Raw genomic sequence first — 25,921 nt, forward strand, 5'->3', positions numbered from 1 at the left:
TTATGCAAAGTGGCTCTTGTCCACTGCTGCTGAGAACATGGTTCCATGACAATCGCGCACCCTCCCCTTGCCCTTCTCCTTGATGTTGACGGCCCGCTCGCCAGCCCCGTTACCCGGCGTGTCTCCGCTGACATCATCGCCAACTTGATCGAATTGGTGCGCCGAGGCATCCCCGTAGTCTTCAACACCGGGCGCTCCGACGCCTTCATTTCCGAGCAGCTGATGCATCCCATGCTCCAGGCCGGCCTGCCCCAGGGCTCTGTGGTCCACGCCATTTGTGAAAAGGGTGCCGTCTGGTTCAGCTTCACCTCCGAGGGGCCCGGCCCCGTCCATGTTGATAAGTCACTGGCCATGCCTGCCGAATTTGGGACGGAGATTCGCAAGCTGGTGGCGAACTCCTACGCCGATTACATGTTCTTTGATGAAACTAAGCGGGCCATGGTCTCCGTGGAGCAGCACATTGAGGTGGAGAGCGGCAATTATCTGGCCCAGCAGGAAAAGTTCGACGCCGACGCGCTAGTGCTGCTGGCCGCGCACGGCTTGGGCGCTGTCCGCCTTGAGCACCGGGCGCCCGGGTCCAATGGTGGCGTGGATTACCGGGTAGATCCCTCCATCATTTCCACCGATATTGAATCGGTGCAGTTGGGCAAGGACCTTGGCGCAAGCCGCGCCGTGGAGCTTCTGGCAGCGCAGCGAATTGTGCCGCAGGCGTGGCGGACGGTAGGCGATTCCCGCACTGACTACGCCATGGCTGATTGGTTGCACCACCGGGACCACTGCGTGAAGCACGTCGATGTCCGTCCGGGCGAGGGCGTACTGGCCAAGCCGTACCCAGTGCAGACCGCAGCGGATCTGAACCTGAGCGATGACGTGGTTAACGACTTCGCTGGCGCCGCATTCCTGCAGTTTTGGCTGGACGGGTTGGCAGCTTAACGCCACAAGGGCGGGTAGACGGGGCGCCGTTACTGCCAACTCCTGGTGCCCCTCCGCTGCAAGTTCATGCTGGAATCTCAGCAAGAACCGCTTCCACTGCAGCGAGCATCTCAGGCCCATCAGGGGTAACGGCTGAGGAAAAGCGCGCCCGCACGTCGCCGTCGTGCGTGATCAGGAACTTTTCAAAGTTCCATTTGATTGGCTCGGCACCATTGCCTGTAAGCCGTGCATAGATGGGGTGAGCCGCAGCGCCATTGACATCGCTCTTGGCGGCAAGGGGGAAGGTGACACCGAAGTTCTTACGGCAGAACTCCGCAATTTCTTCCTCTGTGCCCGGCTCCTGAGCGCCAAATTGGTTGCAGGGAATGCCAACAACCACCAAGCCATGGTCGCGGTATTTTTCGTACAGTGCTTCAAGGGCGTCGTATTGCGGGGTAAATCCGCAGGCAGAAGCAACATTGACCAGTAGCACCGCTTTGGGAGCCAACTGCGCCAGTGTGGGCGCAGTGCCGTCGTTGAGAGCGAGGGGGATAGTGTTCAGGCTTTGCGTATTCACAGCCCGAGTCTAGCGCCGCACCGCCCCTGCCAACATGTGGCGCTCTACAGTTCCAGGATGCCGTTGTTAGGTTTGGATGCCTGTGCACGGGGCTCCAAACCTAACAACGGCATCCCGAGCCAGTCTTCAACATTAAGGCAACGCAAAACGACCCCTGGAAACTTTTCGGTTTCCAGGGGTCGTATTTGGCGGAGGATGGGGGATTTGAACCCCCGAGGGCGTTAACCCAACACGCGTTCCAGGCGTGCGCCATAGGCCGCTAGGCGAATCCTCCAACTTGCCGTGCAGAACACGGCAGGTTCAAGAGTACCTGACAAAGTGCCCAACTCACGAATCGGTCAGCGAACAAGTGACGTACACCATAATTCCGGCCACAAGTCAGCTCAAATCCTGGCAGGAAGTAAAGGGCAGCACGGTCCCGCTTAAGCCCCACCACCCTTACTTCACTCACTGCGGTCAACGCCTGAGACGGACCGAATCTGAGAATGTGGCCGCACCTTCGGCACATCTAGCGCCCGGTGACCCGCATCTCCATCGCCGCCGTTACGAACCCTGCCAGCGCAAAGGCAACAGTCATTATCATGAGGATGGCTTGCTGCCCCGAGTGCCGGTTCGTGCGTTGGGTGGAATGGGTGGAAAAGACTTCACTGCGGACCAGAACCAATATGGCGCTGCCAAAAGCTAATGCCCAAAAGATCCATTTTAAGATGTCATAGTCCGGCATGATCCTCGCCCCTATAAGCGCCCAGCGCCGCTGAGAGGCGCGGCGGCCCAAGGCTGCATGTTCGTCTATCAATAAGGTGCCCCTGTGGTGAACGTATCACCGCCGCCACAAAATTGAAACAGCTTCTCCGGGGCTCCGGGATGAGCTAGCGTCTAGCCGTCCGTTCCCGCCATGCCCCGGCGGGAGGGAACGGCTGATTCGCAACTGACCGGCAATGTCAGGTAAGCTGATTCCCGGCCCCTCATGTGGCGTCACCCTGTGAACTCCCCCAGGACCGGAAGGTAGCAAGGGTAAGCGGGCTCTGGCGGGTGCATGGGGGGTCTTTATTTATCCCCAGATGCCCCCAATATGCGCGCATCGTGCGGCAATTTGTCAGGCGGATTAGATAGGGTTTCAACTGTGAACGCACCAACAGCCCTGTACCGCCGGTACCGCCCAGATTCCTTCGCCACCTTAATCGGTCAAGATCACGTCACGGCGCCCCTTATGGCTGCTCTGGAAAAGAACCGCGTCAATCACGCCTACCTCTTCTCCGGCCCGCGTGGCTGCGGAAAGACTACCTCAGCCCGGATCCTTGCCCGGTGCCTGAACTGCGCTAAGGGACCCACCTCGCACCCCTGCGGGGAGTGTGATAGCTGCATTGAACTGGCCCGAGGCGGCGCTGGCTCCCTTGATGTCATTGAAATTGATGCTGCCAGTCACGGTGGTGTTGACGATGCCCGCGATCTGCGCGAACGCGCCACCTTTGCCCCAATTCGTGACCGGTACAAGATTTTCATCATCGATGAAGCCCATATGGTCACCTCCGCCGGATTCAATGCGCTGCTGAAAATTGTTGAAGAGCCGCCGGAACACATCAAGTTCATCTTTGCCACCACTGAGCCTGACAAGGTCATTGGCACAATTCGCTCACGCACCCATCACTACCCCTTCAGGCTGGTGCCCCCGGAGCCGCTCATGGCGTATCTGGCACAGCTGTGTGAACAAGAGAATATGTCCGTCGCCCCGGGCGTCTTGTCCTTGGTGGTGCGTGCCGGCGGCGGTTCCGTCCGTGATTCATTGTCAGTTCTCGATCAGCTGATGGCCGGAGCCCCGGAAACAGGTCTTGATTATGACTTGGCCGTGGATCTGCTCGGTTACACCCATTCTTCATTGCTGGACGATGTTGTGGAGGCACTTGCAGCAGCTGACTCCGCTACGGTTTTCAAATCCGTGGACAGGGTCATCCAGACTGGCCATGATCCCCGGCGCTTCGTCGAGGACCTGCTGGAACGCTTCCGTGACCTCATCATTGTCCAAGCCATGCCGGAAAGCGCCCACGCAATCCTGCGTGGAACCCCGGAGGAACTCATTGCCCGGATGCAAACGCAGGCAGCCCAGCTCGGTGCTGCTGAACTCTCCCGCGCAGCAGATGTCACCAACGCCGCCTTCAATGAGATGACTGGCGCAACGTCACCGCGGCTGCATCTTGAGCTGCTGGGCGCGCGGCTCCTGCTCCCGGGAGCCGATTCCTCCACTCGGGGTATGGCCACCCGCCTTGACCAGCTTGAACGTCGACTCAATTACGCCGGCACACCCACAGCTTCATCTTCAGTGTTGGCCTCAGCTGGCACGCCCGGTACACCAGAGCAGGGCGTGCCCACACAGAGCTACCCCTCCTCCAACACCGCCTCTTCCAGCGCCGCGCCAGCCCCTTACCAAGCTGCGCCCGGCAGCTCAGCAAACGCTCCAGAAGCAGCTGGTTCCAGCAGTGAATCCGGCAGTGGTTGGGCAGCGGTACGGGCGCAAATAGCCCGAGCGAAAGAAGCAGCTGGCGCCGAAGTTGCGGCCCGGCCGTCCTCCCCCGCCGTCCCCGGGCCTGACGCAGCCCAACCAGTTTCACCCGAGGACCAGTCAACTCCCGCCACAAAGCCTGTTCAGCCTGTTCAACGCGAGCAGGCGGTCCAGCCGGTTCACGCTGAGCAGCAGGTGCAGACACCCCAGCCGTCACAGGCCGCACGCACGTGGGATGACTTACCCACCCCCAGTGGGCACTCCAGCATCCCCGCTGAACAGCCAGTTGCCCAGATGGCCGCTCACCAGGCACCAGCGGAGCAATCTGCGCCGCAGCAGGCAAACGGTACGGCTGCATCCGTGCCATCAGGGTCCTCCGGCATTGAAGTTATCCGCCGCGCCTGGCCGGAAATTACCGCTGCCGTGAAAAACATTCGCATGGCTTCGTGGGTCTTTGTAAACCAAAGCGTTATGCCGCAAACCTTTGATGGCAAGGAGTTGCGTGTGGGGATCCCCTCCACCGGACTCATCACCGCGTTCAGCAACAGCGGCCATATGGCGAATCTGCAACAAGCCATTAACCAGGTTCTTGGCTTGAGCGTTCAGATCCTTCCTGTCGACGGCGAGGCCCCGAAAGCGAGCTCTGAACCAAACCCAAAAGTTCAAACTGGTAGCCCTTCGCCACGGCGTGAAGGGACTGGTAACAATGCCGCCCCACCCGTAGCCACCAGCACAGGACATGCCAGCACAGGTCAGTGGCAGCAGGCCGCTGCGTCGCAGCCGACCCCCGGGCAGACCGCCGCAGCACCTGTCATGTCACCCGCCGCGGGACCTGCCGTGGCACCCAACCCTGCCACAGCCCCTGCCAGCCCGGCCCCAGCGACCGATGACTGGGGACTCCCTGTGGAACCGCACCACAGGGCAGTGCCTGCGACCGAGGCCCCCTCGGCACCGCCATCACCGGCAACATCCACGGCCCCACCTGCTGCTTCAGCACCGGCACTTCAGCCATCGGTATCCGGCCAGACGGATCCTTCCACGGCATCAGCACCGCCAGCGGCGGCGCAGTCCACAGCCTCTTCCATTCCCTGGGACGGTCCGCTCGAGCCAAGCGATCCGTGGGATGAGCCCTACCCGGACTTTGTCCCTCCAACGGATCCTTACGAGTCCGGCGCAGCTTACCCGCCAGCTGATCTTTACCACCCAGACGAATCCATACACACCCCAACTGGATCGAATACGGCGGTATCCAACCCGGCAACATCGGATCAGGCTGCATCGAGCCAGCTCACGTCCGGACCCAACCCGGCAGCGCCTCCTGCCGCCGAACCGTATGTTCCCCCGAAGATCTCACCTATTGCAGCCTGGACTACGGGTTGGGATGCGCCGGCCGTTGCAGAACCGGCGGCTGCCCCCAGCACACCCGAAGCCCCTCGCCGCAGCGAACTTTTGGCCCAGCAAGCAGCCCACCAGGGCACCCAGCCAAATTCAGCAGACTCCGGCGATCCCCAACATGCCGTCCAGGATTGGGGCGTATCTCTGGGACAGACGCGCCGCTCAGATGTGGCTGATCCTGGCTGGGGCGCTATGTCCTCCGCACCCGATTGGGCCCAGCCAGGAACTTCGGCAATCGCTGATTCCCCTGCTCCAACAGCAGAAACAGTAGAAACTGTAAAAACAGCGGAAACTTCCACGGCAGAACAGCCCACGGCACCTGCTGCCGGCGCACAGTCCGGCTCTCTGGCAAGTTCTGAGGCAGTGAACGCACCGGACTTTACGGTGGCCTCCGTGAGCCCCGCTCCTCTGGCTCAGTTGGCAGAGGCTACCCAAACCCCGGCACCGACCCAGGTGAGCGATCCTGCGCAGGACGCACCGGAGCCGAACGGGGCAGTGGGTGGGGAAAAGCTGAGCATGTATCAGCGGCTGGCTAACAGCTCCGAAGCCCAGGCTGCCCGCGCCCAGGCACCGGCAGTAGCCGCGGCCGGGCCCTATGTGGAGGACGTCCCCAGCCCGGACGATGTCACCATCGAGGAATCTGGTGTGGTGGGGCAGGCTGCTGTTGAGCGTATTCTGGGCGGAGTACTCGTGGAAGAACGCGCACTGAACCCGAACCTCTGACCCGTCTCCCAAGCGCGGCGGACGAATCCACGGATCCGCGGAGCATAATCAGGCACACCGCCGTATTTTTGAACCACTAGTTTTAGATCAATAGACAAGAGGCATTGTGTACGAAGGAGCAGTTCAAGAGCTCATTGATGAGCTGGGGCGCCTGCCAGGGATCGGCCCCAAATCGGCTCAGCGGCTGGCGTTCCATATCCTGGAAGCGGAAACTGAGGACATGCAACGGCTGGTCCGTGCCATCGTCACCGTGAAGGAACGTGTGAAGTTCTGCACCGTGTGCGGCAACGTCACCGAGGCGGAACTGTGTAACATCTGCCGCGATGACCGCCGCGATCCCACCATCATTTGCGTGGTTGAGGAATCCAAGGATGTCCTCGCCGTGGAGCGCACACGCGCCTTCCGAGGCCGCTACCATGTGCTGGGCGGCTCCATCAATCCGATCGCCGGAATTGGCCCGGACCAGCTGCGCATCCGTGAACTGCTCACCCGCCTCAATGACAGCCAAATCCAGGAAATCATCATTGCCACCGACCCCAACCTCGAGGGCGAAGCCACGGCAACGTATCTCTCACGCATGCTCAAAACCATCGGGATCGCCGTGACCCGCCTTGCTTCCGGCCTGCCCGTGGGCGGCGACTTGGAATACGCCGACGAGGTCACTCTGGGCCGTGCCTTCGAGGGCCGCCGCAACGCACTGACCTAAGCCAGCACCAAGCACGACGCCGGGTGCCCGGCTTCCCTGTTTACCCTTGCGTTGCGCTGGCGCGCAGTTGCGCTAGGCGCTCCTGCGTGGGGGTTCCCGCGGTGGGCACGTACATCACCAAGTGCAGATCAGGGACATCGGAGGGCACCAGACGGTGCTGTTCAAAGACCAGCTCCCCCACCTCTGCCTGCAGGAAAATCCGCTGCCGCGAGGAGAAGTTCAGCACCACTCGTTCTGCCCAGATACTGGCAAATTCCGTGCTGGCATCTGCCAATTTACGCACCAACGCAGTGTGTGGCGCCGAGCCCAGCCGTGGACCTGCCTCGGCACGGAATTCCGCAACAAAGTTGCGCGAGGTGATGTCCCAATCGGGCAACATCTGGCGCAATTGCGGATCTGTGAAGACCAGCCACAACAAATTGCGTTCAACCTTTTCCACCACGGCAATACGCGAATAAAGGGCTTGATAGGCCGCGTTCCACCCTGCTATCCCCCAATCCGGGGCAACGGCAAAAACGGGGAACTCCAATGCATCCAACAACGCCTGAAGATGCGGTGGCACCCCTTCCATGGCACTCGCCCCAACCACCGGCGAGGCACCATGGCCTCCTAAGGCCAGAACATAAGCCTGTTCTGCCGGGCTGAGCCGCAGCACCCGGCCAACGGATTCAAGTACCTGCCGGGAGGCATTGATGTCCCGGCCCTGTTCCAGCCAGGTGTACCAGGTGACACTGACGGCTGCGAACGCCGCAACCTCCTCGCGCCGCAACCCCATGGTCCGGCTGCGGCCAATAGGTGCCAACCCGTGCTCCGCACGAAGCAGCCCGGTGCGGCGGTCGCGGAGAAACTGGCCCAGCTCACGGCGTCGTTCTTCATTCATTTGAACAAATCTAGCACTGCCACTACTAGTATTAGCGCCGTCTTCCTCCCACTGGCGGAATGCTGGTTAACTACTCTTATGCCTCCTTTACGTTCACGCACAGTCACCCACGGCCGCAACATGGCCGGCGCCCGCGCCCTCATGATGGCCTCCGGCGTTGCCAAAGCCGATATCGGCAAGCCGATCGTCGCCGTGGCCAACTCCTTTACCGAATTCGTCCCGGGCCACACGCACCTTGCTCCCGTGGGCCGGATTGTCTCCGACGCCATCCACGCAGCCGGTGCTATTGCCCGCGAATTCAACACGATCGCCGTGGATGACGGGATCGCGATGGGTCACGGCGGCATGCTCTACTCGCTGCCCTCACGCGATCTGATCGCTGATTCCGTGGAATACATGGTCAACGCCCACTGCGCCGACGTGCTGGTGTGCATCTCCAACTGCGACAAGATCACCCCCGGCATGCTCATGGCCGCACTGCGCCTGAACATCCCCACCGTGTTTGTCTCCGGCGGCCCCATGGAAGCCGGCCGGGTCACCCTGACCGACGGTTCCATCCGCACCCTGGATCTGGTCAACGCCATTTCTGACGCCGTGGACCCCTCCATCTCCGACGAAGACATCAACCTCATTGAAGAGAACGCCTGCCCCACCTGCGGCTCCTGTTCAGGCATGTTCACCGCCAACTCGATGAACTGCCTGACCGAGGCCATTGGTCTGTCACTGCCGGGCAACGGCTCGCTGCTCGCCACCCACACCGCCCGCAAGGACCTGTACGAGCGTGCCGGCGCCACCGCCGTCGCCATTGCCAAGCGCTACTACGAGGACAACGACGCCTCCGTACTGCCGCGGTCCATCGCCTCCTTCGAGGCGTTCGATAACGCCATGGCCCTGGACATTGCCATGGGCGGCTCCACCAACACGATCCTGCACCTGCTCGCCGCAGCACAGGAAGCGGGCCTGAAGTACGATCTTGAGGATATTGACGCCAAATCCCGTCAGGTCCCCTGCCTGGCCAAGGTGGCCCCGAACGTGGCAGGCGATAAGACCTACTACATGGAGGACGTACACCGCGCCGGCGGCATCCCCGCCCTGCTCGGTGAGCTGAACCGCGGCGGGCTGCTGCACACCAACGTCAAATCAGTCCACTCCGAGGGACTCACCGATTGGTTGGACGACTGGGACATCCGCGGCGGCAAGCCCACGGAAGAGGCCAAGGCCCTGTGGACCGCAGCCCCCGGTGGCCAGCGCTCCTCCACGGCGTTCTCGCAGTCTGCCGAGTGGACCTCGCTGGACACCGACGCCGCCGGTGGCTGCCTGCGCGATGTTGCGCACGCCTTCTCCAAGGACGGTGGCTTGGCCGTGCTGCGCGGAAACATTGCGCTCGACGGCGCCGTGGTCAAGACCGCGGGTGTGGACGAGTCCATCTGGACGTTCGAGGGCCCGGCCGTGGTCTGCGAATCCCAGGACGAAGCCGTGGAAAAGATCCTCTCCAAGGTGGTCAAGGCTGGGGACGTGGTGGTCATCCGCTACGAAGGCCCGCGCGGTGGCCCCGGCATGCAGGAAATGCTCTACCCCACCTCATTCTTGAAGGGCCTGAAGCTGGGCAAGGTCTGTGCGCTGATCACGGACGGCCGCTTCTCCGGCGGCACCTCCGGACTCTCCATTGGCCACGTCTCCCCCGAGGCTGCGGCCGGCGGACCCATCGCGCTGGTCAGGGATGGGGACATCATCCGCATCGACATCCCCAACCGTTCCCTAGAACTTATGGTGGATCCGGTGGAGCTTGATGCCCGCCGCGAACTCCTTGAATCCACCACCGGCTACCAGCCTGTGGGCCGCGAGCGCGAGGTCTCCCCCGCCCTTCGCGCCTACGCCTCCATGGCCACGAGCGCAGACAAGGGCGCCATCCGCCAGATCCCGGCAGATGTGGTGCTCATGAAGGCACCCCAGGTTCCCGTTCTGCAGTAGTTCAGCAGGCGAAAAGCCCAAAATTCGCATCGAGTGCATAGATAATGCCGGTCCCCCAAGCTGGGGGCCGGCATGATCTATGCACTCGTTTTTAGGTGGTGTTATTAGGCAATACGAGTGCCCTTCGCGAGTTTTCCAGCTGGTGTGCGCAGCGCCCGCCACGCAAGGCCCAGGATTCCGGCCGTGACGAGGAGCTGCAGCCCCAGGCCCAGCGGCCAGAGCGGCTTGTCCTGCTCCAGGTACTGCGGTGCGATCTTGCCATTCGCACACTGGTACGTCGCGTTAGGCCCCGCCTGAGAGTAGCGGGCGCCTTGGCTAATGGATTCGAACACTCCGGATCCGTAATACGACTGCTCCTGCGCACTGTGACTGGGGTAGGGAATGGCATCGGCAACCACCACAAATGGGTTCATGGCCAGCAGCCACGCCACGCGCTCAGTCCTAGTTGTTTGGTTCTCCACCAGCGGCCCATAACAGGCATACTCATTGTTCTCATCCGTTATATCCGCCTTGTTCGGCGTCACCGGATAGTACTGTGAATCCTCGCCTTCAACCTCGCCACTCGGGGCAGGAGCATAGACGATCTCCTTGTAGTAGGTCTGATTCGCCAACACTGTTCCGTTGCTCAGCAGGGCCCCTAAACCGAAAGCGATGAGCGTGCCAAAGCTCAGCAACGCCACCACCAAGTAGGTCACCACAATGGAGAAGAGTGGACGGTTGGCCAGCGCCGAAATACCCACACCCAGGGCACAGACCACCCCCAGTTCCGCAGCAAGCATGAGGAGGGCAATAAAGATGTACCCCACCCCTAGACCACCTTGGATAATTCCAAACACAAGGAATGGCACACTGACCACGAGAAATGCCAGCGCAGCAACCCATGATGCCAGGAACTTTCCCCACAGCAGTTGGCCCGGCCGCAGCAAGGTCACCTGCATGATAGCGAGCGTGCCCGCGGAGCGGTCTCCGCTGATGGCATTGGCGGAAAACGCTGGCGCCACTAGCAAGCCAAAGAACAGCACAAAAGCCAGCACTGCTTCAAAGATCAGGGGGCCTGGTCCCTCCACAAGTTGGTCCGGCGGAACATAGGAAAAATCTGTCCTATTCGTCTGAGCCTGCCAGCTGACCCAGGTGAGAACAGCAACCAGGCCAATGAGCACAAACCAGATGCTTAGCATGATGTACCAGCCGCGAGAGCGCAGCCGCTGGCGCAGTTCCATGCCCATGACTGCGCTGATGCCATTCACATAACGGCGGAATTTATTGCTCTGTCCGGGAACTGTATCTAGGCCCGGTGCTGACGGCGTAGTTTCTGTTGTTGTCACGGCTGTTCCACCCCCATGCTCATATAGGTCTCTTCCAAGGCCCCTGTTGCGGGCCCAAAATCATGCACAGCCACGCCCGCAGCCATGAGGTCCTGCAATAGTTTCGCGGCCCCTACCTCGGAGCCAACAGTAACCAGAACGCTTTCTGCTCGGACCGTGCCGTGGGAAAATTCCACACCCAACGTTCCCAACGCTTCCGCGAGCGCAGCGGGGTCAAGGGCTGCAATACAGTAGCTACGGCCCTGGTCCGCAGCCTGCGCAACTGTCTGTGCCAGTACCGTCCGGCCTTGGTTGACGAACACGGCACCGTCAGCAATTTCATCGAGTTCTGCAAGAACGTGGGAGGAAACCACCACTACTTTTCCGTGTGCGGCTAAATTCCGCAGAATACGTCGCAGGGCCACGCGTGATCCCGGATCGAGCCCGGAGGCCGGTTCGTCCAGCAACAGCACCTCCGGATCATGAATCAGGGCCCGGGCCAGACTGAGCCGCTGCTGCTGCCCGCGGGAAAGCACGCGCGCCTTCTGATCCGCCAGCGGCGAAAGGCTCACTAGCGTCAGCAGTTCCTCCACACGGCCCGGAATTCCGGCTTTGGGTAGATGATAAAAATGACCCATGGTGGTCAGGATTTCGCGCACAGTCAGGGATTCCCACACCCCTAAGGTGTCCGGCATCCAACCAATTTTGGCCCGAGCCACGGAGGGGTCCTTGACGGGGTCAACCCCCATGACGCTGATACTCCCGGTATCTGGAGCCAGCAGCGAGGCAAGCATGAGCAGCAACGTGGTTTTGCCTGCGCCGTTGGGCCCAATAAGTGCCGTTACCTGCCCAGCCGGAGCAAGAAGCTCCATATCAACTACGGCGTGCACGGAACCGAAGCTGCGGGAGAGCCCTTTGGCGCTGAGTCCGCGAAAACCCTCAGGCGGGAAAATCCCGTCTGGCGCAAGTTGCTCTGGGCTTGGCTGCGCTGCTGGCTGTGGCGGTGAAGCCGTGGCGGGCGGTGGTGGCAAGAACTCGGTCATCGTGGCCTCCCTCTGTGCCGCGGTCTCGCCGCGGGCGGTGCCGCTGGACTCTCCCGCGGTTATGCCGCGGTAGCGGCCTTTGGATCAGCATAGGCGCAGGCGTGCACCCCGTCCTCATCCCGTCGACTGATATTGTGCGTGTTTGCCCGCAAAGCTGGAGTACGGGAAGAAAAAGAGACGCCAAGCCAGCAAAGTGGCGGCGTCATGGACCACCATGTGGACACAATAATTCCACGTTGACACCCCTTCCGCGCTAAACTTTCCTCAACTGCCTTCCGCGCTGATGATGCCGCACTGGCCTAGCGCAAGGCGTGGCAAGGCGCGAGCGGCAGCCAAATTTCCTTCTCCTAGTTTCGCGTTAGGTAAGTCAATGAGTGTGCACCCATGAGCCTGATTGTTCAAAAGTACGGTGGTTCCTCCGTGTCCGACGCCGCGGGCATTCTTCGCGTTGCCCGTCGGGTTGTTAGCACCCAGGCGGCAGGCCACGAGGTAGTCGTTGTCGTTTCAGCCATGGGTGACACCACCGATGAGCTGTTGGATTTGGCCGCGCAGGTTTCCGAGCATCCCCCGGCGCGCGAGCTGGATATGCTGATGACCGCTGGAGAGCGAATTTCCATGGCTCTGCTGGCCATGGCAATCAGCTCACAGGGCGGTGTGGCGCAGTCTTTCACAGGCAGCCAGGCCGGCATGATCACCGACGGCATTCACGGCAAGGCCCGCATCATTGATGTGGACCCGCACCGCGTCCGCACCGCCCTGGACAAGGGCAAGGTGGCGATTGTTGCCGGTTTCCAGGGCATGAGCCGCCAAACGCATGAGATCACCACCATGGGTCGCGGCGGTTCCGACACCACCGCCGTTGCACTCGCCGCGGCCTTGAACGCTGATGTTTGCGAAATCTACACCGACGTTGACGGTATCTACACGGCCGATCCGCGCGTGGTTCCCACCGCCCAGAAGATCAGCAAGATCTCCAGCGAAGAAATGCTGGAAATGGCAGCCTCTGGCGCCAAAATCTTGCACCTGCGCTGCGTGGAATATGCACGGCGTTTTGGCCTGCCCATCCATGTGCGCTCATCTTTTAGCGACAACGAGGGAACTTGGGTTCTGCCCAGCCCTGACGACAAAATCAAAATCTCAGAGGGAGTTGCCTTGGAGCAGCCAATCATCTCCGGCGTGGCCCACGACCGGTCCGAAGGTAAAGTCACCGTTGTTGGCGTGCCGGACATCCCCGGCAAGGCTGCCATGATCTTCGGCATCATCGCCGGCGCACACACCAACATCGACATGATCGTGCAGAATATTTCCACGCACGGTTCCGGCAAGACGGATATTTCCTTCACCTTGCCCATGATCGAAGGCGAAGATGCGCTGGCAGCCTTGCGCGCCCAGCAAGATGAGGTTGGCTTCGAGGATCTGATTTATGACGATAAGATCGGCAAGCTCTCCCTCATCGGCGCAGGCATGCGCTCCAACCCGGGCGTCTCCTACAGCTTCTTCAAGGCCCTGTCCGACGCCGGCGTGAACATTGATTTGATCTCCACCTCAGAGATCCGCATCTCCGTAGTCACGCGTGCGGACCTGCTGGATACGGCTGTCCGCGCGGTGCACCAGGCCTTTGGTTTGGACAGCGAAGACGAGGCCACTGTTTACGGCGGCACGGGCCGCTAGTCCCCACCAAAAAGCTGACCCGCAGAATTCTGTGGGTCAGCTTCTTATTGGGGCTAATGTTCCTCGGCTGGCTCTTCATCCTTGCGGACAGCGTAATGGTGGCCGCTTGAATCCGTGTGCTCATCAAAGTGGGTCAGTTGCTCATCACTGCTGTCTTCGAACTCGTCGTGGCGATGCACCACGGGGGAATCCATGTCCCCTTGGTCAGCAGGTCCGAACAGCACCTGGAACTTCTCTGTGGCATGCATGAATTTGTTCACGAACTTGTCACCGCTCGTCATCATCAACACCCCCTCTCCACAGGAGAAATTTGCGTGCAAGATTTCTTTAGTTTACGCCTGAAGCACACCAAAGGCACGGATGTAAATGTGGCGTCCAACGTTTAGCGCAGGGATTGATCCTTGGGGTCAATAGGTACCAGATAGCTGCTGCCATCGGCTCGCGTCACAGTAACAAATGCCTGGCTAGCCGCCTGTTGTTGCGCAAGGAGCTTCTTATTCTCCGGAGTCATCTCATGGTCCAATGGGCTGCTGCTGGCGGGGCCTAAAATGTAGCGCAGGTGTCCGGTGAACCGCATCAGCTTCTGTACTGGGGACAACTTGGGCATAGGGCTTTCCTCGAGGCCTGGGGGCTGAAAAACACCTTCTCAACCCGGCTAATAAAGACAATACGGCCCATAGTACAGTGTTACTTAGTGCACTAACTAAATGAGGGGTGACTTGAGTGAGTATCGTGGAGAATGATCTCCTGCTTGAACGTCAACTGTGCTTTGGCCTGAGTGTGGCCGCCCGCAGTGTCATTGCCGCCTACAAGCCTGTGCTGGCCGAGCTGAACCTGACACATCCGCAGTATCTTGTGATGTTGGCACTCTGGGAGCAGGCGCCGCGCCGTGTCAAGGACATTGGCAGCGCCCTCTTGCTGGAGTCCGCCACGCTCTCCCCGCTACTCAAACGCCTGGAGATCTTGGGCTACCTCACCCGCACCAAGGACAGCGCTGACGAACGCGCCTTGGCGGTGGACCTCACTGCGGCTGGATCCGAGCTCCGCACCAAGGCGCTTTCCGTGCCGGGCACCATGATGGCCCGGCTCGGACTTGACCGCGCTGGCGCCATGGATCTGCATAGGTCCATGATGGCCCTGATTGATTCCGCCACTCACGCGGACTGCGGCGCGATGGCCCCTGCCGCCGTTGACTCACCCCACGCCGCCATGACGGATAATTGAGGCCATGATCCCTGCCCCACTATCCCTTGCCGAGAATGCCTGGCAAGCCAGTGCCTTGGCGCACCGCCACCGTGTTGACCGGTATGCCGCGCCCTATCTGGCTCGCCGGTCAGCAGGAGCAAAACACCCTGTTGAGGACTTCCTTTTCACGTACTACACACAAAAACCGGGTCAGCTTTCCCGCTGGCACCCCGGTGCGGGCACGGTTCTGACGGGAACCGCAGCGGCCGAACGGCTCGGCTGGAAATTTTACCGGGAAGCGACGCCAGAGGAGCTCGAGGCGAGCGGGGCGCCTGGGCAAGGCTCCGGCGTGGTGCTTGATCTGGGAAAGTTTCTGGAGCAGCGCAAGGAAGCCGTGGATTTTGCGCGGATCATTCTGGGCCGCACCGCATTGCGCCCGGCCCAGTTCGGTTGCTTTGGGCTGCACGAATGGGCCATGGTCTACCAGCAGGAAGCCAACCAAGTTAGGCACGAATACCTTGAACTCCGGCTCGGCTCCACGGGAACCGACCAGGTTGTTGAGGACAACAAGATCCGCTGCACGCACTTTGACGCGTACCGTTTTTATACTCCTCAAGCGTCCGGCCTCAATGAGCTGCGGCCCACCAGGGAGAACCAGCGCGAGTTGGAACAGCCCGGCTGCCTGCACGCGAACATGGACCTCTACAAGTGGGCGTACAAGCTCTCGCCCGCGCTGCCAAGTGAGCTGGTCATGGACTGCTTTGAACTGTCGTGGCGGATCCGGGCCATGGACATGCAAGCCTCCCCGTACGACCTCGCTGCCTGGGGATATCCTCCCATCGAGATTGAGACGGCTTCGGGCAAGGCCGATTACGTAGCGCACCAGCGCGCTTTCAGCGCCGAATCCGCCGTGCTGCGCGAGCGGCTGGGTGCGGCCCTTGAGGCGCTGGGCGCCACGCGCTGAGGGCTCTGGAGTAAAAAACTAAGGCGGGTTGCCGGCATCCTGGATGCTGGCAACCCGCCTTAGTTCTTTAGTGCGCCGTGACTAGTGCCGGGCACCCTTCATTGAGGCCCTGCGCATGGCGAGGACGCCACCTAGCAGGACGAGTACTGCTCCGGCGAGACCCAGCGGCATGAGGCTGAAGCCCGTGCTGGCCAGGTCACCGTTTGAGTTGCCGTTACCGGCCTGGCTGCTGGCGCCAGGTGCGGTGGCCGCGTCCGTAGTGGTTGCGGTGGCTGTGGCAGTCGCGGTTGCCGTGGCAGTTGCGCTCGGTGTGCCGCCGGCCGCGGTCACCTGGAGTTCGATGCTGATAGCAGCATCGGCGCCCGAGGCATCCGTTCCCGTGATGACAACCGTGTGCTGACCGGCAGGAACGCTGTCCGGGATGGTGGCTGTCAGGCTCACAGTGCCGCCCTTCCCAACTATTGCCTCGCCGAGCACTACAGGCTCAGAATGCAGCGTGAAGGTAGCAGTGGTTCCCGGCTTGAAATTCTTACCGGTGATGGTCACAGCCTGGCCCGCGCGCACTTGCGTAACGTTCACTTCGCCTGTGGCTTCATCAGCACCTGGTGCAGTGCTGGGCGGTGCCGTTGTCGGCGGTGCCGTCGTCGGCTCCGTGGTGGGTGCTGCGGGAAGCGCGAACGACTCCCGTGTTGCCTCCTTTGACGCGGCCTTTGAACCGTTGCTTGCCGTGGCAGTGAAGGACTTGGCATCAATGGCAGTTGCCGTGAGGTCGTTGGCCGTCACCGTGTGCTTGATAGTTCCTGTGCTGCTCGCACCGGCTGCCAGCGTTGCGGCGATACCGTCAACACCCGGCACGCTAACACCCGTCAAGGCGACGTTGCCGTCATTCTTGAGCGTGACGGCGTAGGTGACTACGTCGCCCTCGCTTGCGTAGGAGCTTTCGTCCTGGGTGGCGAGAACGCCTGCACCAATGGTCAGCGCCAGGGAAGGCTTGCGGATAAGAACGTCCACTTCGCCGCCGTCGGCCGTGAATTCAACCTTCGTTGCACCGGTAGCTTCAGCAGCCCACTTCGTGACAGGAGTGAAGAAGCCGTTGGCAACATCTTCGGCCGTGATGACCCGCTTGGCTGTGGTGCATGTGAAAGCTGCCCCTGCGGCGAGGTCCCGGTAGCGGCAGTTCGGCGTCCCGGTGATGTTGAAGCCGGTGAACTCGCCAGCCGTCGGGTAGACGGAGGAGGTTACGTTCACGGTGCTCTTGACAACAAAGTTGTACGGCAGTGACTGTCCAACCGTGTACGGGCTCGTGGCCAGGTCACGGTCCTTGTCCGCACGCTCACCGGTGACGGTGGCGCCCACAACAGGCTTGAGCGTAACAACGAGTGCCGTGATGGCGGTGGCGGTTCCAGAGGTTGCTCTCAGCACGTGGCTGGCAGCGGGTGTGTTTGCAGGAACGGTCACAGTCTTAGTAACAGCGCCTGCGGCATCGGTGGTGACGGTGCCCAGCGACAGCCCGTTGTTGAGCGTGAGCTCAACAACGCTATCTGCGGGGAATCCGGAGAGTGAAACCGTGATGTCGCTGCCTGCTGCAACAGTGCCGGGGGTGGCACTGATGACGGCAGGGACAGTTGAGACGGCCACGCCGGCAATGTTGACTTCGGCTCCACCAGCATAAGCATTGTTGGCGATCGAGTTCAGACCAACGAGCTTCAGGTAGCGGCCCGACTTGTTGCCTTCTATGGTGATGCGTTGGCCTTCGAGAACGCTGGTGAATGTACCGCTGGCTACCTTGGTACCGAACTCAGTGGGGCTGTCCGAAACAAAGATCTCGTAGTCCTTGATCCTGCCGTTGGGCCCATTCTGGCGCTGTGTGTATTCGAAACCAGTGACGTCATAGCTGGCACCGAGGTCAAAAACCACAGAGTGGGGGAACGGATCGGTCCCGTCCTGCCACTTGGTGTGCCAGAAAGAATCAATGTTGCCGTCAATGAGGGCCTTTGCAGGACCGTTGGGCGCTGCCTCACCGACCAGTTCCTGGGAGGAAACAGACTTGATGGTGAGCTGATTCTGTGGGATCTGGTTGGCCATGGGAGCACGCGCCCCACACAACGCATCTGAACAGGCCCTGACGGGGGCTGAAGAAGCCGTTGCCGCAGCAGATTTCAGACCGTTCTTTGCCGTTACAGCCAATCCCTTGGCTCCAACCATATTGGCCGCAACATCTGCTGCGGTCAGGGTGTAGAGAGACGTGACTGTTTTACTCTCGCCTGCGGCGAGGCTAAATTTATCCCACCCTGAAACCGTGATATCCGAGAGGTTGACGTTCCCGTTATTGGTAACAACAGAGGTGTAGGTGACGGTGTCGCCAACTGAAGCGAACCCGCTCTCGTCAACGTCCACGAGCTCACCAGCTGTGATGGTAGCCGTCACCGACGGCTTGCGCACCAACAGGTCAACTTCGGCACCGGTGATGGTGTATTTTTTGGTTTCCGCGCCTGTGGCACGTGCTTCCCAAGTGGTCAGCGGAACAAAGAAACCGTTAGCCAGCTCGGCGGCGGTGACGGCATGCTTCGGAGTGGTGCAAGGGTAGCCGTTGCCAACTCCTAGGTTTCCGAAACGGCAGTTCCCTGTATCTGTAGTTCCACCCTCTGCTACGCGCAACAGTGGGTTGAAGTTGCCCGAGGTGGGGATTGCTTCAACGGCTACGTTGCTCAGGCTATCAACCTGGAACTTGTAGGGCACTAGGCTGCCAACCGTGTAGGGGGTCGCCGCCAGATCGCGTGCGGTGTCAGTGGCCAACCCCTTGATATCAAGGCCGGCAATGTTGCTGGCTGCGCCGCCAGTGACAGTTACACTCACGTTGGAAGTGACCTTGAAGGCGCCCCGGCTCAATGTGGCGCTCACGGTGCTATTTCCGGCCTTGAGGAAGCTGGGGATCGTGACGGGTACCTGCACGTCAACCGACGCACCAGCAGCGACATCGGGGACAATCGTGGAACCGAAGGTCCACCCCGTCTTAGGCGAGAATGACGCCGTCGCACCGGACAAAGTAGTCTCAGCGTTATTGCGAACCGTCAAGGTCGCCTGAACCGTGGCACCGTTGGCGCCAGTGGCGGCCGCTCCTGACAGTGTTGCGTTCATGGCTGCCCCGCAGTCAACTTCCAGCCACGCGGCGTCGAACTTGCCGAACGTCATGGTGTTGTTATCGCCCTCGTAGAAGACGCCGAAGGCGCCACCGCTGAGGGCCGTGGCGGTTGAGTAGCTCATGGCGCCAGCCTTGAACTGCTTGCCCGCGCTCCAGGCGGTGCCGTCGTCGCAGGAGTAACGGATGGTGCCGTTGCTGCGGCCGTTACTCGAGTTCGCGTTGGAGAACAAGAGCATCTTGGCCTCGGCGGACCCCTGGGCAGCATGCGGGTACATGCGGGTAATGGAGGCGTTGTTGACCGGGTCAACCAAGTTGGTATCCACCGTGACAGGGCCGTAACTCTGGCCGCCATCCTTGGAAATAGCAACCTTGCGGGCGCGTTCACCGGAGCTGGCGCGTGAGTTGAGCATGACATCACCGTTGGAGAGTTCCACGGACTTGTTCTCATCCATGCCGGTGCCGGTGAAGGCGCCGCGCTCCCACGTCTTGCCGTGGTCATCGGAGTAGACACTGTACGCCTGGTACGGGACATTGCCGTTGGCCTGTTTGACCTTGCCGGTGAACTGCTGGATCAAACGGCCCTTGTTGGGGCCGTACTTGAGCTGGATGCCCTCGCCGGAGGCGGCGAAGACACCGGAGATCCCGCCAACGTTGTTGGCGTCACCATTAGGCTTCACGATGTCCGTGATGAGGGGACCATCAAGGCCGGCATAGGCTGACTCGGCCGTGTAGTCCGACGGAGGGAGGTTAGGCATGTTGCCCGGATCGGTGGACCAGGTCAGACCCTTGTCCTTTGAAACGGCCACCGCGGAGCTGATGATATTGCGGTCCGCGTCGTCATTGCCATAGCCGCTGCCCTGGAAACTAACGTCCTTTGAATAGACATGGAAGTTGAAAACATCCCCTGTCTCTTGGTCAAAAATGTAGCTGGGATCGCTGAAGCCGTAGCGCAGATTGCCGTTCTTGGCCTCTTGACCGCGGGCAATGTAGGTGGGGGCACCCCACGTTTTGCCGCCATCGGTGCTGCGGCGTTGAACTATGGAGTTGGGCGAGGGTGCGTCAGCACCGTCGGGACGACCATCATAGGAGGCCAGGACGATCCCGTTGCCAAGATCTACGAGTGCGGGGATGCGGTAGTAACGGCCCAGCGAGGGGTCAATCTTGTTATCGCCGTTCTGAGCCAAAATCTGTTCTGTATAGCTGCCTGTCACTGCCAGCGGGGCAGGAGCAGGATCCTGGGCGAAGGCTGGCCCGGCCACCATGCCGGCAAGCAGCCCGCCAGCCAGCAGAACTGCGGTGCCCACTACTTTTCCGCGTTTTAAGCGGGGCACCCTGTTGATAGATTTCATCTATTCCTCTCGAGCGGCCAAGGCGGCCGGTAAAAACGGTCAAACGCTCAACGTTGCGCGCCCAAACCCTTTGGACATAGGACGTCCGCCCTATCGTACGGTGTTATGCATCACTATGTGAAGTGGCTCTCAAATATGACTTGGGTAAATGAGGCGTGGGGCTTGAGGTGCGTAAGCGCAGATCTAAATTCCTACTCAAGACATAGGGAGGCCCTGGCTCACAACAGAGCCCCCGAAACCCGCCAACGTTTCGCTAGCCGCCCACTGTAGCGCTGGCGGGCCTGACGTTCTCGGTTATCAAGGAATCCGCAAACGGAGAAAAGGCTGACCCAACCGGGTGGTCCACCGGCCGCTCCGGGTTTCTTCCATCGGCGGTGCAAGCTGGCGGATTTCATTTGGTCCTCTAGCTAGGATCACGAACTCTGCGCCCGCACATGAGATGTGCACCACACGAATTCCAGAGTTTGCACACACTTGCGTAGAATGGGATGGCAAGCTCGCGGAGCGCTTCCCTTATAGGTTTTCAGGCCCAAACACCCTGGCCCAAAGACAGCGTAAGACGGCACCTCCGCGGCACCCCCTCTTAATCACCAGGAGTTCCTTCGATGCCCCGGATCGTTGTCGACGTCATGCTCAAGCCCGAAATTCTGGACCCGCAGGGGAAAGCCATTGTTGGCGCACTCCCTCGCCTGGGATTCACCGCATTCTCCGCAGTCCGCCAGGGCAAGCGCTTTGAATTGACCGTGGACGGCGAGGTGACCGAGGAAATCCTGGCCCAGGCCCGCGAAGCTGCTGAAACCATGCTCTCGAACCCGGTGATTGAAGACGTTGTCAACGTCGAAGTTGTGGCGGACTAGTTATGAGTGAAACTCCCTTGATTGGTGGAGCCGCCCTGGCTCCGGTTGATTCCCGTCTGGCGGGTGCACGCATTGGCGTGGTCACCTTCCCCGGTACCTTGGATGACCGCGACGCCGTCCGCGCAGTGCGCCTCTCCGGTGCCACCGCGGTTGAACTATGGCATGCCGACACCGAGCTGGCCGATGTTGACGCCGTCATCATCCCGGGCGGATTCTCCTACGGTGATTACCTGCGCGCAGGCGCCATCTCCCGCTTCGCGCCGCTGATGACCAAGATTGTAGATGCCGCCAACTCCGATGCGAAGCTGCCTGTTTTGGGTATTTGCAATGGCTTCCAGATCCTGACCGAGGCGCACCTTCTGCCCGGCTCCATGATCAAAAACGATCACTTGAAGTTCTTGTGCCGCGATCAGGTACTGCGCGTGGAGAACAACACCACCGCATGGACCAACGCCTATGCCGCCGGCGAGGACATCACCATTGTCCTGAAGAACCAGGACGGCCAGTACATTGCCGATGAGAAGACTCTGGACGCCCTTGAGGCTGAGGGACTCGTGGCTTTCCGCTACATGGGCGGGAACCCGAACGGCTCCCGCCGCGACATTGCCGGCATCTCCAACGCTGCCGGCAACGTAGTGGGCCTCATGCCGCACCCCGAGCACGCCGTTGAAGCCGGGTACGGCCCTGGCCACACGGGCACCGACGGCATGGGCTTCTTCAACTCAGTTTTGAACACTCTTCTGGGAGACAAATAAATGAGCGAGATCTCAACAGAATCCGCGAAAAAGTTCAACATGGACACGGTTGCCAATGCCGCCATCACCCCGGATGTTGAACTGCCGTGGGCCGAGCTGGGTCTGAAGCAAAACGAGTTCGACGACGTCGTGAAGGTTTTGGGCCGCCGCCCCACCGCCGCGGAACTGGCCATGTATTCGGTCATGTGGAGTGAGCACTGCTCCTACAAGTCCTCCAAGAACCATCTTCGCCAGTTCGGCGAGAAGGTCACGGAGGAGATGAAGAAGGACATGCTGGTGGGCATCGGTGAGAACGCCGGCGTCACCAACTTGGGCGACGGCTGGGCCGTGACGTTCAAGATCGAGTCCCACAACTCCCCCACGATGATCGAACCGTACCAGGGTGCCGCAACCGGCATCGGCGGCATTGTCCGCGACATCATCTCCATGGGCGCCCGCCCGGTTGCCGTTATGGATCCGCTGCGTTTTGGCGCCATCGACCACCCGGACACGGCCCGCGTCATGCACGGTGCCGTTGCCGGCATCGGCGGCTACGGCAACTCGCTGGGCCTGCCGAACATTGGCGGCGAAATGGTCTTTGACTCCGTTTACCAGGGCAACCCGCTGGTCAACGCCCTCGCCGTGGGCGTCATGCGCCACGAGGACATCCGCCTGGCCAATGCCTCGGGCAAGGGCAACAAGGTTGTCTTGTTCGGTGCACGCACCGGCGGCGACGGCATCGGTGGGGCCTCGATCCTGTCCTCCGAGTCCTTCGACGACTCCAAGCCCTCCAAGCGTCCCGCCGTCCAGGTGGGCGACCCCTTCGCCGAGAAGGTCCTGATCGAGTGCTGCCTTGAACTGTTCAAGGGTTCCCTGGTTGAGGGCATCCAGGACTTGGGCGCGGCAGGTATTTCCTGCGCCACCAGCGAATTGGCCTCCAACGGCGACGGCGGCATGGAAGTTGAGCTGACCTCCGTACTGTTGCGCGATCCCACCTTGACCCCGGGCGAAATCCTGATGTCAGAGTCGCAGGAACGCATGATGGCCGTGGTCTCCCCGGAGAACATTGCAGCGTTTGAAGCCGTCATGGAGAAGTGGGCCGTGGAGTACTCCTGGCTTGGCGAGGTCACCGACACGGGCCGCCTGATCATCAAGTGGGACGGCGAAGTCATTGTGGACGTCGATCCCCGCACCGTTGCGCACGACGGCCCGGTCTACGACCGCCCCTACGCCCGCCCGGAGTGGCAGGATGCCCTGCAGGCTGACACGTTCACCGGCTCGGTTCAAGACGCCGGCCGTCCCTCCACACCGGAGGAGCTCAAGGCTGCCATGCTGGAGCTCGTTGCATCTCCGAACATGTGCTCAAAGGACTGGATCACCAACCAGTACGATCGCTATGTTGGCGGCAACACCGCACTGGCGTTCCCCGATGACGCCGGCGTGATCCGCGTTGATGAGGAAACCGGTCTGGGCTTTGCCGTGGCCACCGACGCCAACGGCCGCTACACCTTCCTAGATCCGTACCACGGCGCACAGCTGGCCCTGGCTGAGGCCTACCGCAACGTGGCAACCTCCGGCGCCGTGCCCATGGCCGTCTCTGACTGCCTGAACTTCGGTTCCCCTGAGGACCCGGATGTCATGTGGCAATTGGCCGAAGCGATCCGCGGGCTCTCCGACGCCTGTATGGTGTTGGGCATCCCGGTCACGGGCGGCAACGTCTCGCTGTACAACCAGACGGGCACCACCCCCATCCACCCCACACCTGTTGTGGCTGTTTTGGGCAAGTTCGACGACGTTGCGCGCCGCACGCCCTCGGGCTGGGCTGAGGATGGCCAGGCCATCTACCTGCTCGGCACCACGGCCGATGACCTGGACGGTTCCGAATGGGCCAACATGCGCGGCCACCTAGGCGGCCTCCCGCCAGCGGTGAACCTGGAGCGCGAGCGTGAATTAGGTGCAATCCTAATCAACGCCTCCCGCGACGGCATGATCGATTCCGCCCACGACCTCTCCGAAGGCGGCCTCGCTGCAGCCCTCGTTGAGTCGGCGCTGCGTTTCAACACCGGGGCACGAGTTGCCCTGGATGACGTGGCGGCCCGCGACGGCGTGGACGTGTTCACCTTGTTGTTTTCCGAGACACAGGGACGCGCCATCGTCTCGGTTCCGCGCAGCGAAGAAGTCCGCTTCAACGACATGTGCACGGCCCGGAACTTCCCGGTCTCACGCATCGGCGTGGTGGATGCGGCAGGTGCCGCCCTGGATATTCAAGGCCTGTTCACCGCCGAGCTGGACGAATTGCGCGTTGCACACGAGGGAACTTTGCCGAAGTACTTCGGCTAGTCCCCACGCCCTCCCCATGAATGGGTCGCTAACGACCCATTCATGGGGCCCCTCGGGCGCGTGGGCCCAAGGAGTTGTGGGCCCCTCGGGCGCGTGGGCCCAAGGAGTTGTGGGCCCCTCGGGTTTGCTAGAAGCCGCCGGCTAACGTCCGGGCTGCTTGCAGATATGACCGGGTCACGCCCGCTTGGGTCAACTTCGTAATGGGTGATCCCAAAGCGTAGATGAGGCCCGCCGGTTTACTGAACGCCAACAGCCTGAAGTGGACGCCGCCGTCGGGCTTCTTCATGGCAATGAATGCTTCCTCACCCAGCGCCGGGTGCCCCGGCAAGGTTCCGTATCCGAAACCGGCAAGTTCAATATCCTGTCCGTCAGGGCCGGGCGCCCATTGCGGTTCCATGGCCCACACCACCTCGCACGGGATGGGGAGACGGAGCGCACCCACCCCGAATCCACTGATAACCCGCGCGCCAACAACGGCCCGCGGCGGAGCGTTAACTTCGAGCCCGGCACGGCGTTGAATTTCCCAGCTCATGATGCCCTCAGCCAGCGCGTCAAAGCCCTCTTGCCCGGCCCCTACGGCGAGCGTCTTGTCCACGTGGTTAAAGCCCTTGGGCCAGTCAATGTCTGCGGCAGCTTGTTGCGCGGCCAGGCGGGTCAGGCCCAGATACGGGTAATCCAACGAACCTCTGTCAGCTTTTGGCGACATATGCGTTCCACTCCAATGTAAGTTGCTGTTTCTTGGGAAACCCAGCCACCACAAGATCGTATGAGTCTTCCAGCATTTCCAACACCATCTGCGCCTCCACGGTGGAGGTGTCAACGCCATTCCAATGCCGTTTGTTCATATGATAGGCACCCGTGATGCCAGGGTGTGCAGCCCGCAGGGCCGGGGCCAGTTCGGGGTCGCATTTGAGGCTGATACTCAAGGGTTCACTATCGAGGTTGCCGAGGGCGAACACCTTCCCAGCACGCTCTACCCCGCCGCTGCTGGGCACCTTGACTTTGAACACGCTGATTTCCGGCCCGAACGGAAAGTCCTCATACGCTCCACTCAAAGCCAGCGCGGCTGTGCGTAAAGTATCTACGGTAATGCTCATTACGACTCACCACCCAGCGCCAGGACCTCATAGTTCAGCACGGCAAATGCGCCCTGCTGCACGGCGCTGCGAAGTTTTAGCCGATCCGTTCCCACATTGCGCGGCAGCAGAGGCGCGCCAGAGGTAAGGGTGGCTGGGGCCAGGGTGAGGACGAGTTCGTCCAGCGCCCCCGCATCCAGGAATTGTCCGGCCAGATCACCGCCGCCAACCACCCACACATTCAGTTCGCCAGCGGCCGCCCTGATCTCTTCCAGCACCTCAGGTACGGCTCCGCGGACAAAGCGGACGTCGGCCCCTTCGGGTACGGGCAGTTCGCGTGAGGTGAAGACGTAGGTGGGCTTCGCGCCGTAGAATTGCTGCCACTTGTGGGGTTCCGCGAGCAGGTTTTCCGCTTGCAGCACCCATTCGTAGGTGGTGGAGCCCTCCACAAACACCCCTGCCGTGTCCATGAACGCGCCAATGTCCGGCCCGCCCTCGGTGTCCACGGCAAACAGCCATTTGAGGGAGTTCGCACTGTCAGCCAGATAACCGTTGATCGTGGTTGCCGTGTAGTAAATGATGCGCGTCATGGTCT

At 61.1% G+C, this 25,921-nt stretch carries 21 protein-coding genes, 1 tRNA gene and 1 other RNA gene; 11 read left to right on the forward strand and 12 right to left on the reverse strand.

What is annotated here, in order from left to right; genetic code table 11:
* Positions 1-45 precede the first annotated feature (45 nt).
* Positions 46-933, forward strand: coding sequence for a hypothetical protein (locus tag RY113_RS09890; protein WP_315914435.1), 888 nt, complete (start codon positions 46-48; stop codon positions 931-933).
* A 64-nt stretch (positions 934-997) separates the two neighbouring features.
* Here RY113_RS09890 and RY113_RS09895 read toward each other — a convergent pair whose 3' ends face one another.
* The 3 genes from RY113_RS09895 to RY113_RS09905 all read right to left on the reverse strand — a co-directional run bounded on the left by RY113_RS09895 (position 998) and on the right by RY113_RS09905 (position 2,213).
* The gene (locus RY113_RS09895) at positions 998-1,489 is read right to left on the reverse strand and encodes a glutathione peroxidase (protein WP_315914436.1); all 492 of its coding nucleotides are present in this window, start codon (positions 1,487-1,489) and stop codon (positions 998-1,000) included.
* A 186-nt stretch (positions 1,490-1,675) separates the two neighbouring features.
* Positions 1,676-1,763: transfer RNA gene (locus tag RY113_RS09900), tRNA-Ser, on the reverse strand.
* 234 nt (positions 1,764-1,997) lie between these two features.
* Positions 1,998-2,213, reverse strand: coding sequence for a hypothetical protein (locus RY113_RS09905; RefSeq protein WP_146213025.1), 216 nt, complete (start codon positions 2,211-2,213; stop codon positions 1,998-2,000).
* 232 nt (positions 2,214-2,445) lie between these two features.
* Between RY113_RS09905 and ffs the strand changes: the two genes are divergently transcribed.
* The 3 genes from ffs (at position 2,446) to recR (ending at position 6,810) form a co-directional block, all read left to right on the forward strand.
* Positions 2,446-2,541, forward strand: an RNA gene (gene ffs, locus RY113_RS09910) — signal recognition particle sRNA small type.
* Between the two features lie 71 nt (positions 2,542-2,612).
* The gene (locus RY113_RS09915; RefSeq protein ID WP_315914437.1) at positions 2,613-6,104 is read left to right on the forward strand and encodes a DNA polymerase III subunit gamma and tau; all 3,492 of its coding nucleotides are present in this window, start codon (positions 2,613-2,615) and stop codon (positions 6,102-6,104) included.
* Between the two features lie 106 nt (positions 6,105-6,210).
* On the forward strand, positions 6,211-6,810 hold the full coding sequence (gene recR / locus RY113_RS09920; RefSeq protein WP_110105907.1) for a recombination mediator RecR: 600 nt from the start codon (positions 6,211-6,213) through the stop codon (positions 6,808-6,810).
* A 40-nt stretch (positions 6,811-6,850) separates the two neighbouring features.
* Here the strand turns inward: recR and RY113_RS09925 are convergent, their stop codons facing one another.
* Positions 6,851-7,690: a helix-turn-helix transcriptional regulator gene (locus tag RY113_RS09925; protein ID WP_110105906.1), complete on the reverse strand. Its 840-nt coding sequence runs from the start codon at positions 7,688-7,690 to the stop codon at positions 6,851-6,853.
* 78 nt (positions 7,691-7,768) lie between these two features.
* Between RY113_RS09925 and ilvD the strand changes: the two genes are divergently transcribed.
* On the forward strand, positions 7,769-9,661 hold the full coding sequence (ilvD, locus tag RY113_RS09930) for a dihydroxy-acid dehydratase (protein ID WP_315914438.1): 1,893 nt from the start codon (positions 7,769-7,771) through the stop codon (positions 9,659-9,661).
* A 104-nt stretch (positions 9,662-9,765) separates the two neighbouring features.
* Here the strand turns inward: ilvD and RY113_RS09935 are convergent, their stop codons facing one another.
* Positions 9,766-10,986, reverse strand: a complete 1,221-nt coding sequence (locus RY113_RS09935) for an ABC transporter permease (protein ID WP_315914439.1) — start codon at positions 10,984-10,986, stop codon at positions 9,766-9,768.
* Entirely contained in the window at positions 10,983-12,008 is a 1,026-nt protein-coding gene (locus RY113_RS09940; RefSeq protein WP_315914440.1) for an ABC transporter ATP-binding protein, read from the reverse strand. The genes RY113_RS09935 and RY113_RS09940 overlap by 4 nt, the downstream gene beginning before the upstream one ends.
* Before the next feature lie 384 nt (positions 12,009-12,392).
* On the opposite strand from RY113_RS09940, the gene RY113_RS09945 reads away from it, so the two are divergent.
* On the forward strand, positions 12,393-13,679 hold the full coding sequence (locus tag RY113_RS09945) for an aspartate kinase (RefSeq protein ID WP_110105903.1): 1,287 nt from the start codon (positions 12,393-12,395) through the stop codon (positions 13,677-13,679).
* Positions 13,680-13,732: 53 nt separating this feature from the next.
* Here RY113_RS09945 and RY113_RS09950 read toward each other — a convergent pair whose 3' ends face one another.
* Together RY113_RS09950 and RY113_RS09955 are read right to left on the reverse strand one after the other, a co-directional pair.
* Positions 13,733-13,963 carry a hypothetical protein gene (locus RY113_RS09950; protein WP_306457019.1) on the reverse strand — a complete coding sequence of 77 codons (231 nt, stop codon included), beginning with the start codon at positions 13,961-13,963 and terminating at the stop codon, positions 13,733-13,735.
* A 98-nt stretch (positions 13,964-14,061) separates the two neighbouring features.
* Entirely contained in the window at positions 14,062-14,286 is a 225-nt protein-coding gene (locus tag RY113_RS09955) for a hypothetical protein (RefSeq protein ID WP_315914441.1), read from the reverse strand.
* Between the two features lie 116 nt (positions 14,287-14,402).
* On the opposite strand from RY113_RS09955, the gene RY113_RS09960 reads away from it, so the two are divergent.
* Together RY113_RS09960 and RY113_RS09965 are read left to right on the forward strand one after the other, a co-directional pair.
* On the forward strand, positions 14,403-14,903 hold the full coding sequence (locus RY113_RS09960) for a MarR family transcriptional regulator (protein ID WP_315914442.1): 501 nt from the start codon (positions 14,403-14,405) through the stop codon (positions 14,901-14,903).
* Positions 14,904-14,907: 4 nt separating this feature from the next.
* Positions 14,908-15,828, forward strand: a complete 921-nt coding sequence (locus RY113_RS09965) for a 3-methyladenine DNA glycosylase (RefSeq protein WP_315914443.1) — start codon at positions 14,908-14,910, stop codon at positions 15,826-15,828.
* Between the two features lie 81 nt (positions 15,829-15,909).
* On the opposite strand, the gene RY113_RS09970 is transcribed toward RY113_RS09965, so the two are convergent.
* A complete protein-coding gene (locus RY113_RS09970; protein ID WP_315914444.1) occupies positions 15,910-20,274 on the reverse strand; it encodes a discoidin domain-containing protein in 4,365 nt (1,454 codons plus the stop codon).
* A 650-nt stretch (positions 20,275-20,924) separates the two neighbouring features.
* Between RY113_RS09970 and purS the strand changes: the two genes are divergently transcribed.
* Genes purS through purL form a run of 3 tightly spaced genes read left to right on the forward strand, consistent with a single transcriptional unit; the run spans position 20,925 to position 24,250 of the window.
* Entirely contained in the window at positions 20,925-21,176 is a 252-nt protein-coding gene (purS, locus tag RY113_RS09975) for a phosphoribosylformylglycinamidine synthase subunit PurS (RefSeq protein WP_038465086.1), read from the forward strand.
* A gap of 2 nt (positions 21,177-21,178) precedes the next feature.
* A complete protein-coding gene (gene purQ / locus RY113_RS09980) occupies positions 21,179-21,931 on the forward strand; it encodes a phosphoribosylformylglycinamidine synthase subunit PurQ (RefSeq protein WP_315914445.1) in 753 nt (250 codons plus the stop codon).
* 9 nt (positions 21,932-21,940) lie between these two features.
* The gene (gene purL / locus RY113_RS09985; protein WP_315914632.1) at positions 21,941-24,250 is read left to right on the forward strand and encodes a phosphoribosylformylglycinamidine synthase subunit PurL; all 2,310 of its coding nucleotides are present in this window, start codon (positions 21,941-21,943) and stop codon (positions 24,248-24,250) included.
* A gap of 127 nt (positions 24,251-24,377) precedes the next feature.
* On the opposite strand, the gene RY113_RS09990 is transcribed toward purL, so the two are convergent.
* From RY113_RS09990 to RY113_RS10000, 3 genes are read right to left on the reverse strand one after another with little or no spacing between them, the layout of a single operon-like run.
* Positions 24,378-24,956, reverse strand: coding sequence for a DUF1990 domain-containing protein (locus RY113_RS09990; protein WP_315914446.1), 579 nt, complete (start codon positions 24,954-24,956; stop codon positions 24,378-24,380).
* Complete coding sequence (locus tag RY113_RS09995) at positions 24,940-25,347, reverse strand: MmcQ/YjbR family DNA-binding protein (protein ID WP_315914447.1); 408 nt, start codon at positions 25,345-25,347, stop codon at positions 24,940-24,942. Before RY113_RS09995 ends, RY113_RS09990 begins: the two co-directional genes overlap by 17 nt.
* Complete coding sequence (locus RY113_RS10000; RefSeq protein WP_315914448.1) at positions 25,347-25,916, reverse strand: dihydrofolate reductase family protein; 570 nt, start codon at positions 25,914-25,916, stop codon at positions 25,347-25,349. The genes RY113_RS09995 and RY113_RS10000 overlap by 1 nt, the downstream gene beginning before the upstream one ends.
* Positions 25,917-25,921: the final 5 nt, after the last annotated feature.

The sequence above is a fragment of the Arthrobacter sp. lap29 genome, from assembly GCF_032458965.1.
Classification (GTDB): domain Bacteria; phylum Actinomycetota; class Actinomycetes; order Actinomycetales; family Micrococcaceae; genus Specibacter; species Specibacter psychrochitiniphilus.